The 15575-nt window shown below is 65.9% G+C and carries 14 protein-coding genes; 10 read left to right on the top strand and 4 right to left on the bottom strand.

Annotated elements, in window-relative coordinates; translation table 11 throughout:
• Positions 1-43: 43 nt before the first annotated feature.
• Both K6G35_RS17245 and fisR read right to left on the bottom strand, forming a co-directional pair.
• Positions 44-916, bottom strand: a complete 873-nt coding sequence (locus tag K6G35_RS17245; RefSeq protein WP_495676798.1) for a sulfite exporter TauE/SafE family protein — start codon at positions 914-916, stop codon at positions 44-46.
• A 223-nt stretch (positions 917-1139) separates the two neighbouring features.
• On the bottom strand, positions 1140-2465 hold the full coding sequence (gene fisR, locus K6G35_RS17250; RefSeq protein WP_035881018.1) for a sigma 54-dependent transcription regulator FisR: 1326 nt from the start codon (positions 2463-2465) through the stop codon (positions 1140-1142).
• A gap of 226 nt (positions 2466-2691) precedes the next feature.
• Here fisR and K6G35_RS17255 point away from each other — a divergent pair, with 226 nt between their 5' ends.
• From K6G35_RS17255 to K6G35_RS17285, 7 genes are all read left to right on the top strand, one after another.
• On the top strand, positions 2692-3570 hold the full coding sequence (locus K6G35_RS17255) for an MBL fold metallo-hydrolase (RefSeq protein ID WP_035881016.1): 879 nt from the start codon (positions 2692-2694) through the stop codon (positions 3568-3570).
• Between the two features lie 31 nt (positions 3571-3601).
• On the top strand, positions 3602-4894 hold the full coding sequence (locus K6G35_RS17260; protein ID WP_495676799.1) for an NAD(P)/FAD-dependent oxidoreductase: 1293 nt from the start codon (positions 3602-3604) through the stop codon (positions 4892-4894).
• Between the two features lie 69 nt (positions 4895-4963).
• A complete protein-coding gene (locus K6G35_RS17265; RefSeq protein ID WP_495676800.1) occupies positions 4964-6178 on the top strand; it encodes an MFS transporter in 1215 nt (404 codons plus the stop codon).
• Positions 6179-6334: 156 nt separating this feature from the next.
• A complete protein-coding gene (locus K6G35_RS17270) occupies positions 6335-6628 on the top strand; it encodes a hypothetical protein (RefSeq protein WP_011519757.1) in 294 nt (97 codons plus the stop codon).
• A gap of 307 nt (positions 6629-6935) precedes the next feature.
• Positions 6936-7589, top strand: coding sequence for a HugZ family pyridoxamine 5'-phosphate oxidase (locus K6G35_RS17275; protein ID WP_495676801.1), 654 nt, complete (start codon positions 6936-6938; stop codon positions 7587-7589).
• A gap of 262 nt (positions 7590-7851) precedes the next feature.
• A complete protein-coding gene (locus tag K6G35_RS17280; RefSeq protein ID WP_186426805.1) occupies positions 7852-9186 on the top strand; it encodes a DUF3300 domain-containing protein in 1335 nt (444 codons plus the stop codon).
• A 12-nt stretch (positions 9187-9198) separates the two neighbouring features.
• Positions 9199-10104: a DUF2950 domain-containing protein gene (locus tag K6G35_RS17285; RefSeq protein ID WP_186426804.1), complete on the top strand. Its 906-nt coding sequence runs from the start codon at positions 9199-9201 to the stop codon at positions 10102-10104.
• Positions 10105-10145: 41 nt separating this feature from the next.
• Here the strand turns inward: K6G35_RS17285 and K6G35_RS17290 are convergent, their stop codons facing one another.
• On the bottom strand, positions 10146-11111 hold the full coding sequence (locus K6G35_RS17290; RefSeq protein ID WP_008652104.1) for a Bug family tripartite tricarboxylate transporter substrate binding protein: 966 nt from the start codon (positions 11109-11111) through the stop codon (positions 10146-10148).
• Positions 11112-11360: 249 nt separating this feature from the next.
• On the opposite strand from K6G35_RS17290, the gene K6G35_RS17295 reads away from it, so the two are divergent.
• The 3 genes from K6G35_RS17295 to K6G35_RS17305 are packed head-to-tail and all read left to right on the top strand — an operon-like array spanning position 11361 to position 14517.
• The gene (locus tag K6G35_RS17295; RefSeq protein ID WP_035881007.1) at positions 11361-12512 is read left to right on the top strand and encodes an acyl-CoA dehydrogenase family protein; all 1152 of its coding nucleotides are present in this window, start codon (positions 11361-11363) and stop codon (positions 12510-12512) included.
• Positions 12509-13549, top strand: coding sequence for an acyl-CoA dehydrogenase family protein (locus K6G35_RS17300; protein ID WP_495676802.1), 1041 nt, complete (start codon positions 12509-12511; stop codon positions 13547-13549). Before K6G35_RS17295 ends, K6G35_RS17300 begins: the two co-directional genes overlap by 4 nt.
• Positions 13546-14517: a Bug family tripartite tricarboxylate transporter substrate binding protein gene (locus K6G35_RS17305; RefSeq protein ID WP_035881006.1), complete on the top strand. Its 972-nt coding sequence runs from the start codon at positions 13546-13548 to the stop codon at positions 14515-14517. Before K6G35_RS17300 ends, K6G35_RS17305 begins: the two co-directional genes overlap by 4 nt.
• A 54-nt stretch (positions 14518-14571) precedes the next feature.
• On the opposite strand, the gene K6G35_RS17310 is transcribed toward K6G35_RS17305, so the two are convergent.
• Positions 14572-15567, bottom strand: a complete 996-nt coding sequence (locus tag K6G35_RS17310; RefSeq protein WP_008652110.1) for a LysR family transcriptional regulator — start codon at positions 15565-15567, stop codon at positions 14572-14574.
• Between the last annotated feature and the right edge of the window lie 8 nt (positions 15568-15575).

The following is a 15575-nucleotide window of genomic DNA, read 5'->3' on the forward strand; positions in this document are numbered from 1 at the left end:
TCTCCTCGGTTTATATGTGAACGATTTGTTGGCTTGCCTACCCTCAGACTGCAAGCACGACCTTGACCACCATGCCGATGGCGATCAGTCCTGCGACCACAGCGAAGCCCTGCTGCAGCCGCTGACCGCTCAGGCGGCTGGCGAAGAGCCTGCCGACGAGCATCCCGAGCATCGCGCCGGCCGCGAACGGCGCGGCGACATGCCAGTTCATATTGCCGGCCAGCGCGGTGGACACCACGCCCGAAGCCGACACCAGCGTGATCACGGCCAGCGATGTGGCCACGATCGTCTTGACCGGCGCGTTGGTCGCGCGGCGCAGCGCGGGAACGATCACGAAACCGCCACCTACGCCCAGCAGACCGGAGAGAAAGCCCGCGCCGATACCCGACGCCGCCAGCGCGCGCGTGCAGGATGCCGTCCAGACGAAGCGACCCGTCGCGTCATCGAGTTGGCAAGGTGGTAGCGGTCCCTGCGGCAGCATGGCGGTTGAGGCCGTTGAGGCCGTTGAGGCCGCTGAGGCCACTGAGGCCGCCGAGGCCACTGGTTGCGGCGCGCGGCTCTGCCTGAACATGCGCACGGCCACCCAGCCCAGCACGATCGCGAACAACACGGTCAGCGGGCCGTTCGGCACCCGGTGCGCGAGCCATAGCCCGACGGGCGAGGCCAGCACGCCGCTTGCCGCCATCATGGCGGCGGCCCGATAGCGCACGATACCCGCGCGGAGCCCGATCAACGCACCAACCGCAGCCGACACGCCAACCGCCAGCAGCGCGATCGGGCCGGCTTCAGCCATGCGCAGATGCAAACCGAATACCAGCAGTGGCACGGCAAGAATGGCGCCACCAGCGCCGGTCAGCGCCAGGATCAGGCCCACGATGGCGCCCAGAGAGGCGCCCACGGCATAGATCGATTCCATCAGGACAAACGCTGGGGGGGCGAGCGTAAGAATTTTTGTAAGGCGCCAATCATTACAAATTCCGTGCCACCTACGCGCGCGGCCGGGAACCCCCATGGAACAAGGGCTCGACGCGGAATGCGCGGATTGCGAAAGCGGCATCGGCGCTGCCAGCGCGCGGCAGTGCTGCCACGATGGCAGCACGTGGCAGCCGATTGGCAGTGGGGGGAACCCCGAACGACACCTATTCGATGCCCAGGGCCTTGAGCCGGCGATAGAGGGTGCGTTCGCTCATGCCGAGCGATTGGGCAAGCGCGCGGCGCGTGCCAGTGAAGTGGCTTGCGTGGAAACGCAGCGCCTCGTCGTCATCCTGCCGTGGCGCCTGCGTGCGATACGCGGACGGCGGCACGAAGCGGACCGAAGACACACGGGCCTCGCCCATTCCCGGCGGCAGATCCTTCACGCGGATCACACCGTCGTCAGCATAGAGACGGGCGCGCTCCAGCACGTTGCGCAGTTCGCGAATATTGCCCGGCCAGTGGTGGGCGCGCATGCGCGCGAGCGCCTCGGGACTCAGCCGCAGCGGGTCCTTGCTCCGATTGCCGCGCGCCAGAATCGACTCCGCCAGCAGCGCGATATCGTCCAGGCGCTCTCGCAGCGATGGCAGGTGGATCGGGAATGCCGCGATCCGGAAGTACAGATCCTGGCGAAACAGCCCCTGCGCCACCATCTGCTCGAGCGGCTTGTGCGTGGCGGCAACCAGCCGGAAGTTCGACTGCAGCGTCTCGACGCCACCCACGCGCCGGTAAGTACCCGACTCGATCAGGCGCAGCAGCTTGACCTGCATCGCCAGCGGCACATCGCCCATTTCATCGAGGAATAGCGTGCCGCCCTCGGCCGTCTCGACCAGCCCCGGCTTGCGCGCCTGCGCCCCGGTGAACGCGCCCTTCTCGTAGCCGAACAGTTCACTCTCGAACAGGGTCTCCGTCAGGCCCGAGCAATCGACCACGACGAACGGCCCGCTGGCGCGGTCGCTGGCCTCGTGTACGGCGCGCGCGAACATCTCCTTGCCAGTGCCCGATTCACCGAGCAGCAGCACCGGTAACGACGACGGCGCTACGCGCTGCACGGCCTCCAGTGCGTGATTGAAGGCCTCCGAGCGCCCCACCAGCCCTTCCGCGCTCGGCCGCGCCGATGCGCTTCGCACGGTGTTCAGGCGCTCGACGTAAGCCACCACCTGGTGGTTGTCGTCGAGGATCGGGCGCAGCTCCACGTTCACATGCTCGGGGCCACGCGGGGTGTGATGGATGTGAAGGACACGATCCGGCCCACGGGTCTCGAACGCCTTGCGCATCGGACAGTGTTCGCCTGCCTGATCGCAGGGCACGTCATAGCCGTGCGAGACGCGGTAGCAGGGTTGGCCCAGATAGGGGCGTTCCACCGCGCCAAACTGGCGGCGGTAGGCCGTATTGGCAGCGAGGATGCGGTAGTCGGTGTCCAGCACGATCGTCGGCTGGCTTTCCTGTTCCAGGTAGGACAACAGTCCCTGGAGTGTGGTGGGGCGATCCATAGGGGCGGGGGGCGGGGGCGGGGGCGGGGGCGGGTAAAACAAGGGCGCCATTCTGCCAAGTTCTGCCAACACTGCCAAGTTGGCAGTGACCCGAGGTGCCTGACAGTCCACGCTCCGCACGCGCAGGAAGCGAAATCCCTTGGAAATCATCGCCTTGTGACCCACAGGCAGCATGGCACGGCTTTTGAGTCATTGCCCCGATCAAAAAACGGAAACGCCAACACACATGACAACACAGATGGTCATCGAAGCCTTCTTCGACCCCGATACGTGGACACTGAGCTACCTCGTGCTCGACCGCGAGAGCCAGCAGTGCGCGCTGATCGACAGCGTGCTCGACTACGACCCGAAATCCGGCCGTACCCGAACCGCCAGCGCCGACCGCATGATCGACCGCGTGCAGACGCTCGGTGCCAGCGTGCAGTGGATTCTGGAAACCCACGTGCATGCCGACCATCTGTCCGCCGCGCCCTACCTCAAGGCCAGGCTCGGCGGCCAGATCGCCATCGGCAGCCATATCACCACGGTGCAGAAGGTGTTCGGCACGCTGTTCAACAGCGGTCCGGAATTCGCGCATGACGGCAGCCAGTTCGACCGTCTGCTGCAGGACGGCGACACGCTCTCGATCGGCAGTCTGCAGGTGCGCGCCATGCACACCCCCGGCCACACACCGGCCTGCATGACATACGTGATCAGCAACGGCAAGGACACCGCGGCATTCGTTGGCGACACGCTGTTCATGCCCGACTACGGCACCGCCCGCTGCGATTTCCCCGGTGGCGATGCGCGCACGCTCTACCGCTCCATCAACAAGGTGCTGAGCCTGCCCGCCGATACGCGCCTGTACATGTGCCACGACTACCAGCCCGGCGGACGCGAGCTGCTGTTCATGTCAACGGTCGCGGACGAGCGCGCCAGCAACATCCATGTGCGCGATGGCGTGAGCGAGGACGAGTTCGTCGCGATGCGCCAGGCCCGCGACGCCACGCTGTCCATGCCCACGCTGATCCTGCCGTCGGTGCAGGTCAACATGCGCGCCGGCGAAATGCCGCCGCCGGAAGCCAACGGCACGCGCTATCTGAAGATCCCGATCAACGCGCTTTGAGTCTTCGCCCCAGATTCGACAAGGAAAAAACATGCAATCGCGCCCCCTGCCCCTCGCCCCCAAAACACCCCTCGCGCAGGCCGATGCCAGCCACGCCGTCGTCATCATCGGCGGCGGCGCCGCGGGCATTGCCGTGGCATCCAGCCTGCTGGCACGCAAGCCCGGCCTCGACATCGCCATCATCGACCCGGCCGACATCCACTATTACCAGCCGGGCTGGACACTGGTTGGCGGCGGCGTGTTCGAACCCGCGCATACCGCGCGCACGATGGCTTCGGTCCTGCCGCGCGGTGTGTCGTGGATCAAGGCCACTGTCATGGGATTTGAACCGGAGGCCAACGCGGTGATGCTGGAAGGCAACCGCGTGGTCAAGTACGAGCATCTGGTGGTTTGCCCCGGCCTGAAACTGGACTGGGACGCTATCGAAGGCCTGCCGCAGGCGCTCGGCCGCAACGGCGTCACGTCCAACTATCGCTACGACCTGGCGCCATATACCTGGAAGCTCGTGCAGGAACTCGTGCGCAAGCAGGGCGGCAAGGCACTGTTCTCGCAACCCCCGATGCCGATCAAGTGCGCGGGCGCGCCGCAAAAGGCCATGTACCTCTCGGCCGATGCGTGGCGCCGTGCCGGCGTGCTCGATCGCGTGGACATCCAGTTCTGCAACGCGGGCAATGTGCTGTTCGGCGTGGCGGACTACGTGCCTGCGCTGATGGAGTACGTCGAACGCTATGCCATTGACCTGAACTTCGGCGAAACGCTGGTTGCCGTCGACGGCCCGGCACGTTGCGCCACATTCCGCCGCGCCAACGCCGATGGCACGACGGCACTGGTGACGCGCGAGTTCGACATGCTGCACGCCGTACCGCCGCAGAAGGCGCCCGACTTCATCCGTTCGAGCCCGCTGGCCGACGCCGCCGGCTGGATCGACGTGGACCCCGCCACGCTGCGTCATACGCGCTTCGCCAACATCTTCGGTCTCGGCGACGCCGGCAACACGACCAATGCGAAGACGGCTGCCGCCGCCCGCAAGCAGGCGCCGGTGGTGGCGCACAACCTGCTGGCCGAGCGCGGCGCGGCGCGGGGCGAAGCGCGCTATGACGGCTACGGCTCGTGTCCGCTCACTGTCGAACGCGGCAAGATCGTGCTGGCCGAGTTCACGTACGGCGGCAAGGTCGCGCCGACATTCCCGAGCTGGTTCATCGAAGGCAAACGGCCCTCGCGCATGGCATGGTGGCTCAAGGAGCGGATTCTGCCGCCGCTTTACTGGCGCGGGATGCTCAAGGGCCGCGAATGGCTCGCGAATCCCGAACTTCAGGGCCGCTAAGCCAGCCACGGCCATCCTGTAGTAAAAAGGCGGGATCGTGCGCGAACGCGCACGCCATCGACCAATGCCATGGCAACGCGCGCTCCCGCCAGCACCCTGCGACAGATCCCGTCCGGCATCTGGATGCTTGGATGCGTCAGCCTGCTGATGGATATCTCCTCGGAGATCATCCACAGCCTGCTGCCCGTCTTCATGGTCACCACGCTCGGCGCCAGTGCGCTGGCCGTGGGGCTGATCGAAGGCGCGGCCGAAGCCACCGCCCTGATCGTCAAGGTCTTCTCGGGCGTCCTCAGTGATTACCTCGGCAAGCGGAAGACGCTGGCCGTGCTCGGTTATGGGCTCGGCGCGCTGTCCAAGCCGCTCTTCGCGGTGGCGCCCGGCGTCGGCACGATACTGGCGGCACGCCTGTCCGACCGCATCGGCAAGGGCATTCGCGGCGCGCCGCGCGATGCGCTGGTGGCCGATATCGCGCCCCCTCATCTGCGCGGCGCGGCGTTCGGGCTGCGGCAGGCACTCGACACGGTTGGCGCATTCCTCGGCCCCTTGATCGCGATCGGGCTGATGATGCTCTGGGCGAACGACTTCCGCGCCATCTTCTGGGTGGCGGTGGTTCCCGGCGTGCTGTCCGTTGCCTTGCTCGCATTCGGCGTGAAGGAACCGCAAACCCAGACCGGGGACAAGCGTGTGAATCCGATCCGGCGCGCCAACCTCGCGCGGCTCGGCCCGGCCTACTGGGGCGTGGTTGCCGTGGGCACCGCCTTCGCGCTGGCCCGATTCAGCGAGGCATTCCTGATCCTGCGCGTCCAGCAGGAAGGGCTGCCGCTGTTCATGGCGCCGCTGGTGCTGGTAACGATGAACGCAGTCTTCGCGGTCACGGCCTATCCGTTCGGCAAGCTCGCGGACAACTGCAGCCATGACAAGCTCCTGGTGGCTGGCCTGGCCGTACTGATCGCCGCGGATACGGTGCTCGCACTCGGCTCGCACTGGAGCATCGCACTGGCCGGTGTCGCGCTGTGGGGCCTGCATATGGGCATGACCCAGGGATTGCTGGCCACGATGGTCGCCGATGCAGCACCTGCGGATCTGCGTGGCACTGCATTCGGCGTTTTCAATCTGGCCAGCGGGCTGGCGTTGCTGGTAGCCAGTGTCATGGCCGGCTGGCTGTGGGACCGGCACGGCGCCGCCGCCACGTTCCACGCCGGCGCGGGCTTCTGCGTGCTGACCATCGCACTGCTGATCCACCGGTTTCGCAACCGCCCCGCCTCCGGGGCGGCCACCCGCTGAGATTCAGCTGAGCGCCTTGCGAAGGCAACCTTCCTGTTCGTGTTGCACAACTTACGGATTGTCACGACTCCGGCGTCAACGGCGACCGCTCGCGTGCCGTTTTTTCCGGTAAGCACGACGCATTGTCGAGCTAACAATCTCCCAGGAGTTGACATCATGAAGAAGCTGTTCGCTGCTCTCGCATCCGTCGCTTTCGTCGGTACCGTTTTCGCGCAGACCGGCGCACCGGCTGCCGCCTCGGCCACCCCGTCGAAGTCGGAACCGGCGCAGGCTCAGGCCAGCGCCCACAAGGACAAGGCCGACGTTCATACCGGCGCGCACAAGTCCACCGCCAAGGGCACGCATCACAAGGCCAAGGCCACGACCGACATGGCGAAGTCCACTGACACCACCGGCGCGACGGCCGGCGCTGCCAAGACCGCTGCTCCGGACAACTCCAAGAAGCAGTAAGCCCCGGCGTCGAGTTATCGGGGGGTTCACCGCCACGGTCAAGGCGAATGCCGTGGCGGCGACGCTCGAACCACGGGCTCTTGCGGAGAGCGCAAGCGAGAGGAAGGTCTCCGCGCTTGCCTCTCCGCTTTGTCATCCGATCATCTGTGCGACCATGACGGCATGTCTCCACGACTTGGAAGCCATTTCAAAATGAAGCGAAGCGGTTCTGGCTAGACGCGGGGCCGCAGACAGTACAAGTAGTACGGCAAGGCCCCGCAACGACGCCAGAATCTTTTTGAAATGACTTCTTAGCCCCGGGATCAGCATGCTCACCGTACACGCCATCCATCTGCTGCACGAAGCCGCCTTCGGCACGCTTGCCACGCAATCGTCCGTCCTGGCCGGCTATCCCTACGCCACCGTGGTGCCCTACGTCACGGACCACGCGCATCAACCGGTCATCTGCATCAGCGCCCTGGCCGAACACACGAAGAATCTGCTCGCGGATACACGAATGAGCCTGTCGGTGCTGCAACCGGAAGTCACGGATGTGCAGGCCGCCAGCCGGCTGACGATCGTTGGAGACGCGGAACGCTTCGAGCCTGCCACTGCCCTGCGCGACCGCTACCTGCGCTATGAGCCCGGCGCCGAACGTCTGCTGGCGCTCGATTTCGCGTTCTTCCGGCTGAAGCCGCTCAAGGTACGGTTCATCGCCGGCGTCGGCAGGATGGGTTGGGTGGAACAAGCCGATCTGGACGCTGTGCCCACGCTCCCCGCGCAAGAAGAAGCCGATCTCGTGAGCAGAATGTCCCGCCTGGTTCCCGAAAGCGTGCGCGTGCTCGGCATCGATCCGCTCGGCGTCGACGTCGAGATCAATGGGCGCCGCCACCGACATCGTCTTGCCGGCACGGCGCCGATCGACGAAGCCATCCAGGCCGCCACTCACGCGATCACGGCGATCACGGCGGCGCGGCAATGATGGCTTGACCGGCCGGCACTGCCCGCGCAAACGTGCTGAAGCGCTGACGCGCGATATGCAGCAGCACGCACCCGCCGGTCGCTGGCTTGGACTTTTCGCGTGCGGTGCCCTATCACATACCAGTGATGGGGACCGAAGCGACCATCGTGCAGAGCAGCATTCCCCGCGCGGCGCACCCGACCTTACCCTTTGGGGAAATTGCAGGCATCCGGATCTCATCCCATAGTCGTACAGGTACGCTGACAACTACTGCGGCCAGACCATGATCCACCATTGGATGCAACGCTTGGCGCCCACCATCGGCGCCGCCCTGCTCGCCGGCATGGCCCTCGTGGCAACCAGCGTCATGGCCCAGGAAAAGCCCGCTCCTGCCCCCGCGCCGTTCAAGGCCGAGGAGATCGAGGCACTGGTCGCGCCGATCGCGCTCTATCCCGATACCGTGCTGTCGCAGGTGCTGATGGCGTCGACCTATCCGCTGGAGATCGTCTATGCCGCCCGCTGGGTGAAGTCGCACCCTGGCGAGAAAGGCGATGCCGCGGTCAAGGCCGTGCAGAACGAATCGTGGGACGTCAGCGTCAAGTCGCTGGTGGCATTCCCGCAGATCCTCGAACCGATGTACGACAAGCTCGACTGGACCCAGAAGCTCGGTGACGCATTCCTGGCCCAGGAGAAGGATGTGCTCGCAGCGGTACAGCGACTGCGCGCGCGTGCCCGCGATGCCGGCAATCTGCAATCGAACGAGCAGCAACGCGTGATCGTCGAGCCGGCGACCACGCCGGGCGCGGTGTCGCAGACTATCGTGCGGATCGAGCCGGCCAACCCGGAGGTGATCTACGTGCCCGCCTATGACCCGGCGGTGGTCTATGGCGGCTGGGCCTATCCCGCCTACCCCTATTACTACTGGCCACCCTACCCGGCGTACTACCCGGGCTACGCGTTCGGCAGCGGCCTGGCATTCGGGTTCGGTCTCGCCGCCGCGGCAGCCATCTTCGGTGACTGCAACTGGGGCGGGGGCGACGTCTACGTCGACCACCACAAGGCCACCAACATCGACCGCAATTTCGATCGCAATGGTGGGCAAGGTGGCCAGGGCAGCAGTCGATGGGAGCACAGCGTCGATCATCGCAAGGGCGTTGCCTATCGCGATAACGCCACGCGCGAACGCTTCGGCCGCGAGCAGGCTGGCGCCGCCGACCGGCGCGCCAACTACCGTGGCCGCGATCCGGGCGCCGGCAATCGCGCCGGGGTTTCCGACCGCATGGCCGGCGGCAACCCATCAGCCTCGGACCGCATGAACGGCGGCAACCGCGCGGGCACGTCCGACCGACCCGCGACGGCGGATCGCGCGGCGGCAGGCAACCGGGCCGGCACCGCCGACCGCGCACAAGCCGCCGACCGCTACAGCGCGGGATTCGGCGGGCGGGACAACGGCTTCCAGGGCGTCGGCAATGGCGCCGGCACGCAGAACAACACCAATCGCGGCAGTTCCAGCATGCAGTCCTCGGGCTTCAATCGCGGCGGCGGCGGATATTCGGGCGGCGCGCGCGGCGGTGGCGGCGGTTTCGGTGGCGGCCGCGGCGGCGGTGGACGTCGATAAGCGGAGGCAACCATGACACTGACGACGCCAATCCGCGCAACACTTCGCCGCACCCTGTGCACGCTGCTGCTGGGTGCAGCCGCGAGCCTGACACCCGCGGCGCACGCCAACGAGGTCTTTGCCACGCCCGAGGCCGCGATGACCACCTTCGGCAACGCCGTCATCAACGACGACGAGCCGACGCTGCAGAAACTGTTCGGCGGCAAGTTCCGCGACATCATTCCGCCGGTGGGCGCCGAGGTCCGCAGCCAGTTCCTGACAGCCTGGGGCAAGTCCCACGCCGTCGACCAGAAAGAGAGTCGCGCCTATATCGACGTGGGAGACGACGGCTGGACCTTCCCCATTCCGCTGGTGAAGGGCAGCAAGGGCTGGCAGTTCGACACGCTGGCCGGCGTGGAGGAAATGCGGGTGCGCAGGGTGGGCCGCAACGAACTGGCTGTCATCCAGACCATGCTGGCGATCACCGACGCACAGGCCGAATACGCGCTGACGCTGCACGACGGCAGCAAGACGCTGGTGTACGCATCGAAGCTGTCGAGCACGCCCGGCAAGCAGGACGGCCTCTACTGGGCCTCCGCGCCCGGCGAGCCACAGAGCCCGCTAGGCGCTGCGTTTCGCGGCGCGGGAACGAACCATGCCGGCAAGGATGGCTACTACGGATATCACTACAAGCTGCTGGACGCGCAAGGCCCCAACGCCCCGGGCGGGGCCTACAGCTATGTGGTCAATGGCAAGCTGTTCGGCGGTTTTGCCGTGCTGGCATGGCCGGCGCGCTATCAGGACACCGGCGTCATGAGCTTCATGGTCAGCCATGACGGTCAGGTCTACGAGCGGGACCTTGGCGCCGATAGCGCGGTCAAGGCCAAGGAGATCCGGACCTTCGATCCGGGGGCGGGATGGCGGAAGGTGGCCCCGTAGCAGGGTCGTAGGGTCGCACCGTCACCTTCCGCGTCTCCGAATCACTCCTTCGGAATACCCGCCATCTCCGCGGCCTTCGTCCAGCGCTCGATTTCATCGAGCTGGTATTTCCGCAGCGCCTCCGAACCACCCGCGATGATCTGGCCGCTGGTGCGGCCCACGAACTCCGCCGCTTCCTTGCTGCTGATGATCTCGACCGTGGCGTCGCTGAGTTTCTTGACGATCGCGGGCGGCGTCTTCGCCGGCGCGAACAGCGCCACCCAATTCACCATGTAGTAGTCCTTGTATCCAAGTTCCTGCAGCGTCGGCACATTGGGCTCCAGCGGCAGCCGCTTGTCGCCGCCCACGGCGATGATGCGCGTCTTGCCGGCCTGCGACAGCGCGGAAGCGGCAAGGTAGTCCGACATCGCAAAGTCCACCTGGCCACCGGCGAGATCCGCGACAGCCGGGGCAGCGCCCTTGTACGGAATCGCCACGGCAGTGATACCGGCCTGCTTCATGAACAGCTCGGTGGCGATCTGATACGACGCGGAACCCGAGCCATAGCTGAGCTTGCCTGGCTTCGCCTTGGCGGCGGCCACCAGATCTGCCACGGTCTTGTAGGGCGAATCGGCGCGTACCGACAGGATCATCGCCCCGTAGTAGAGCCGCGCCACGGGCGCGAAATCGCGTACCGGGTCATAGGGCAACGTCTTGAACTGGACCACGTTGGTCGCCATCGGCGAATTGCTCGCCACAAACAACGTGTAGCCATCCGGGTCCGCCTTCGCCACCGCCTGCGCGGCGATGAAGCTGTTGGCACCCGGGCGATTTTCCACCACGAAAGGCTGGCCGAAACGCGCCTCGAGTTTCTGGGCCAGGAACCGCGCGCTGCTGTCCGAGCCCGTGCCAGGCGGGAACGACACCACGATCTTGACGGGCTTTCTGGGGTAATTATTCGCGTTGGCGTGTGCCAGCCCGGAGACCCCGAGCGTGGCAATCAGACAGGCGAGAAGCAAACGCCGCATATCTACAGTCTCCTTCTTCGGGTGATACGTGCCACCCGCTTTCATCATGAAAGAAGAAGCGTAAGGGAAGCGTGCTGCATGTCGCAATGCACACGGAGGCATATTCGTTATGCGCACGTCGGCATGGCACACCGTTACGCTGCACTGCCGCATGCGCGGTGAATTTCCGTTATCTCACGGCTGCGATAGGCGCGTCTAGAAGGCCACTGCTAACCTCGGCTCACTCTCAAAAATCGCAAGGAGACAGAGTTGGAGATAGCCAGCAAGGTCGTGATACGGCCAGCCGATCCCGACGCCTCACTGACGCCGCTGCGCCAGGAAGTCCGCGCATTCCTGGCGGAGACCCTCGGCAACCGCCCCCCCCAACTGCGCGCCAAGAGCTGGTCTGGCTACGATCCCGAATTCAGCCGCGCGCTGGGTGCGCGTGGCTGGATCGGCATGACGTGGCCCAAGTCTTACGGTGGCGGTGAACGCTCGATGCTAGAGCGCTACGTGGTGCTCGAGGAACTGCTCGCGGCAGGCGCGCCCGTTGGCGGCCACTGGGTTGCCGAGCGCCAGAGCGGCCCGTTGCTGATGCGTTACGCGGACAAGAGCGTGGCGGCGGACATCGTGCCGCGCATCACGCGCGGCGAGGTGCGCTTCTGCATCGGCATGAGCGAGCCCGACTCCGGTTCCGACCTGGCGTCGATCCGCACACGTGGCGATCGCGTGGATGGCGGATGGGTCATCAATGGCACCAAGCTCTGGACCTCCAACGCGCATCACTCGCAATACATGATCGCGCTGGTGCGCACCGATCGTGGCGCGGACGACAAGCACAAGGGCCTGTCGCAGTTCCTGGTCGACATGAAGTCGAGCGGCCTGCAGGTGCGCCCGATCAAGAATCTCGCGGGTCACGAGGGCTTCAACGAGGTTGTGTTCGACAACGTCTTCGTGCCGGACCAGATGCTGATCGGCACCGAGGGCGATGGCTGGGCCCAGGTCACCGCGGAACTCACGTTCGAGCGCAGTGGCCCCGAACGCTATCTGAGCAGCTACGCGCTGCTGGCCGAGATGGTGGATGCGGCGGACGCGACCGACTCGCGCCAGGCGGTGGAAATCGGCTACCTCGTCGCGGAACTGAGCAATCTGCGCCAGATGTCTCGCGGCATCGCGGCCATGCTCAATCGTGGCGAGAATCCGCAACTGGCCGCTGCCAACGTCAAGGACATGGGCGCGCTGTTCGAACAGCGCATCCCTGAGGTGGCCCACGCGCTGTTCGGCAATGAACTGCGCCGCACCGGCTCCCCGTTCGTCGCGACGCAAGCCTACCTGACCCAGAGTGTGCCCTCGTTCTCCCTGCGGGGCGGCACGCGTGAAATTCTGCGGGGAATCATTGCGCGAGGGCTGGGAATCCGATGAACGAACTCGAACAAATGCTGACCGACAGCGCGGAGCGCCTGTTCGGCAACGAGGTCACGCTCGAACAGTCCGAAGCGATGGAGCGCGGCGAGTTTCCACAATCACTCTGGAATGCGGTGGACAAGAGCGGTCTGGTGCACGTGCTTGCCAGCGAGGAAGCCGGTGGCGCCAACGCGAGCTGGACGGAAGCGCTGCCGGTGATGCTGGCCGCCGGCCGCACGGTCACGCCGCTGCCGTTTGTCGATGCCGCCACCGCCACGTGGCTGCTGAGCCGTCTTGGCATCGAGGCGCCGCAGGGCCTGCTGGCCCTTGCCGATCTGTCCACGGCCCCGACCGCGAGCCAGGATGGCGATACCTGGCGGCTGAGCGCGGAAGTGGAAGTCCCCTGGGGCCGGCACGCGCAACACGTGCTGGTGCGCGCCGCCAACGCCTGGCTGTTGCTGTCGACCAAGCACGCTTCAGTACGCGAGGATGCCAACATCGCTGGCGAACCGCGTGACAGGCTCACGTTCGTCGACGCCGTGGCAACAGCCGCGTCGACGCAGCAGCCGCTGGAGGGATGCGACGATCCGGCGGCGCTCGGCGCATTGATGCGCGCCATCCAGATCACCGGCGTGCTCGAACGCGTGCTGAACCAGACCGTGCAATACGCCACCGAACGCATCCAGTTTGGCCGGCCCATCGGCAAGTTCCAGGCGATCCAGCAACAGCTTGCGGTACTGGCCAACGAAGTGGTCGCCTCGCGCATGGCCGTGGCCAGCGCCTGCGCGGCGTTGTCGGGCAAGGACTGGGCACAGCAGGCCATGATCGCCAAGATCATCTGTGGTCTGGCCGCCAGCCGCGCACCCGCGATCGCGCACCAGGTGCATGGCGCCATCGGCTTCACGCGCGAGCACTCGCTGCACTACGCCACGCGGCGCCTGTGGTCCTGGCGCGCCGAGTACGGCAGCGAGGCGCAATGGGCCGCAAAGCTCGGCAAGATGGCAATCGAACACGGCGGCGACACGCTGTGGGAAAGACTGACGGAGGCCGCATGAGTACGCGTCGAGTCCTTCTCGCGATGATTGGCCTGCTGACGCTGTCGGCATCGGTCCATGCGGAAACGGCCAAGGAATTCCCGACGCGGCCGATTCGCGTGATCGTGCCATTCACGTCTGGCAGCGGCTCCGATACGTCGGCACGCTACTACGGCGAGCAGATGGGTCGCACGCTGGGGCAGCCCGTGGTCGTCGAGAATCGGCCCGGCGCTAACGGCCTGATCGGCATCCAGGCGCTCAAGAACGCGCCAGCGGATGGCTACACGGTGCTGCTGGCCAGCAACTCGCCAATGTCGGTCAATCCGATCGTGATGAAGAACCTGCCCTATGACCCGCTGAAGGATCTCAAGCCGGTGTCGGGACTGAGCCGGAACATGAACGTGTTCCTGGTGCCGGAGAAGTCGCCGATCAAGACCGTGGCCGACCTGGTTGCCCACGCGAAAGACCGTGGCAAGCCGCTGGCAGTCGGCACGTACTCGGCGGGCTACCAGTTGGCGGCGGCGTGGTTCGCCAACCTTGCCGGCGTCCAGTTCGTCAACGTGCCGTACAAGGGGCAGGCCCAGATCATGACCGATGTCATCGGCGGGCAGCTCGACATGGCCGTGGTCGACCTGGGCGGCGCCATGACGCTACTCAAGGAAGGCAAGATCCGCGCGGTGGCGGTAACCGGCGAGACGCGGCATCGCGACTTCCCGAACGTGCCGACGATCAAGGAAAGCGGCTATCCGGACTACGCGCAGTACAGCTGGGTGTCGTTCTACGTCCGCGCGGGAACGCCCGACGACATCACCGACAAGCTGGCCACCGCCGTGCAGACAGCCCTCAAGTCACCGGAGTCCGACGCATTCCTGGCCACCAAGGGCGGCGATCCCATGCCTTACCCGCCGAAGGAAATGCGCCAGTTCCAGGAACGCGAGATGGCCCGGTTCCGCAAGGTTGCCGCGGCAGCCGGCATCAAGCCCGAGTAATGGGCCAGCGGATGCGTAAATGATGCGTGAGCGATGCGTGAACCCGACGACTGCCTAGGCGGCAACGTGACGCGCGGCGGATGCCAGCAGCGACCGCAGCACCGTGACGAACGGGTGCGAGTGGACGTTGTTGTGCCAGCACAGATGAATCGGCACGGCCATGCCCTCGTCCTCCATCGGCGAGAAGCGCATACCGGGATGCCGGCACAGCGGTCTGGCGAGGTAGTCCGGAATCATCGCGTAGATCTCGGTGTCGTGAATCGCGTCGGCCACGGCCAGGTAGCTGGTCAGTGTGCCGACGATCCGCCGATGCAGGCCATGCGACTGGAAGTAGCGGTCGAGCAACCGCGTGATCAGGCCGAACTGCGAGATGTCGAGGCAGTCGAGCGATGCCAGTTCACGCGCCGAGGTGATCTCGCCGATATGCGGGTTGGATCTGGCCGACAGGCAGCCGAAGCGCGTCGTCAGCAGCAGCTCGGAGCGCAGCGATTCCATATCCACCGGATAGAACGCCACCATCAGGTCGATCGCCCCGCTGGTCATCGCGGAAATGCCGCCCTGCTGTGGCACGGGCTGCATCCGGACCCGCGCGCGCGGCGCCACCTGGCGCAGGCTGGCCAGGAACGCCGGGGCAATCAACGCCTGCAGGGAATCGTTGATACCGATCACGTACGTGCCGGTCTCCATCGCCGGGTTGTAGTCGCTGCCCTGCTGGTAGACGCCTTCGATGGCACGCAACACGTCATCGAGCGCGCCGCGGATGTCCTGAGCGCGGCGCGTCGGCAGCATCTTGTGCGCGCTCTTGATCAGCAGCGGATCGCCGAGATCGTCGCGCAGCCGGTCGAGCATCCGGCTCATCGAGGGCTGGGTGCTGTCCAGCCGCCTGGCGGCCTCGCTGACGCTGTTGCTCTCGAGCATGGCGGCCAGCACCACCAGCAGGTTCAGGTCCTTCTTGCGCAGTTCGGCAAGTGCCGGTCGTCTGCTGTCGCGGCCTTCCGGCGTCTCCGCGCCGTCCGTGCCTGGGGTGTCGCTAAAACGAGATTCGTTCATCGCTATTG

The organism is Cupriavidus sp. HY129, from assembly GCF_059492215.1.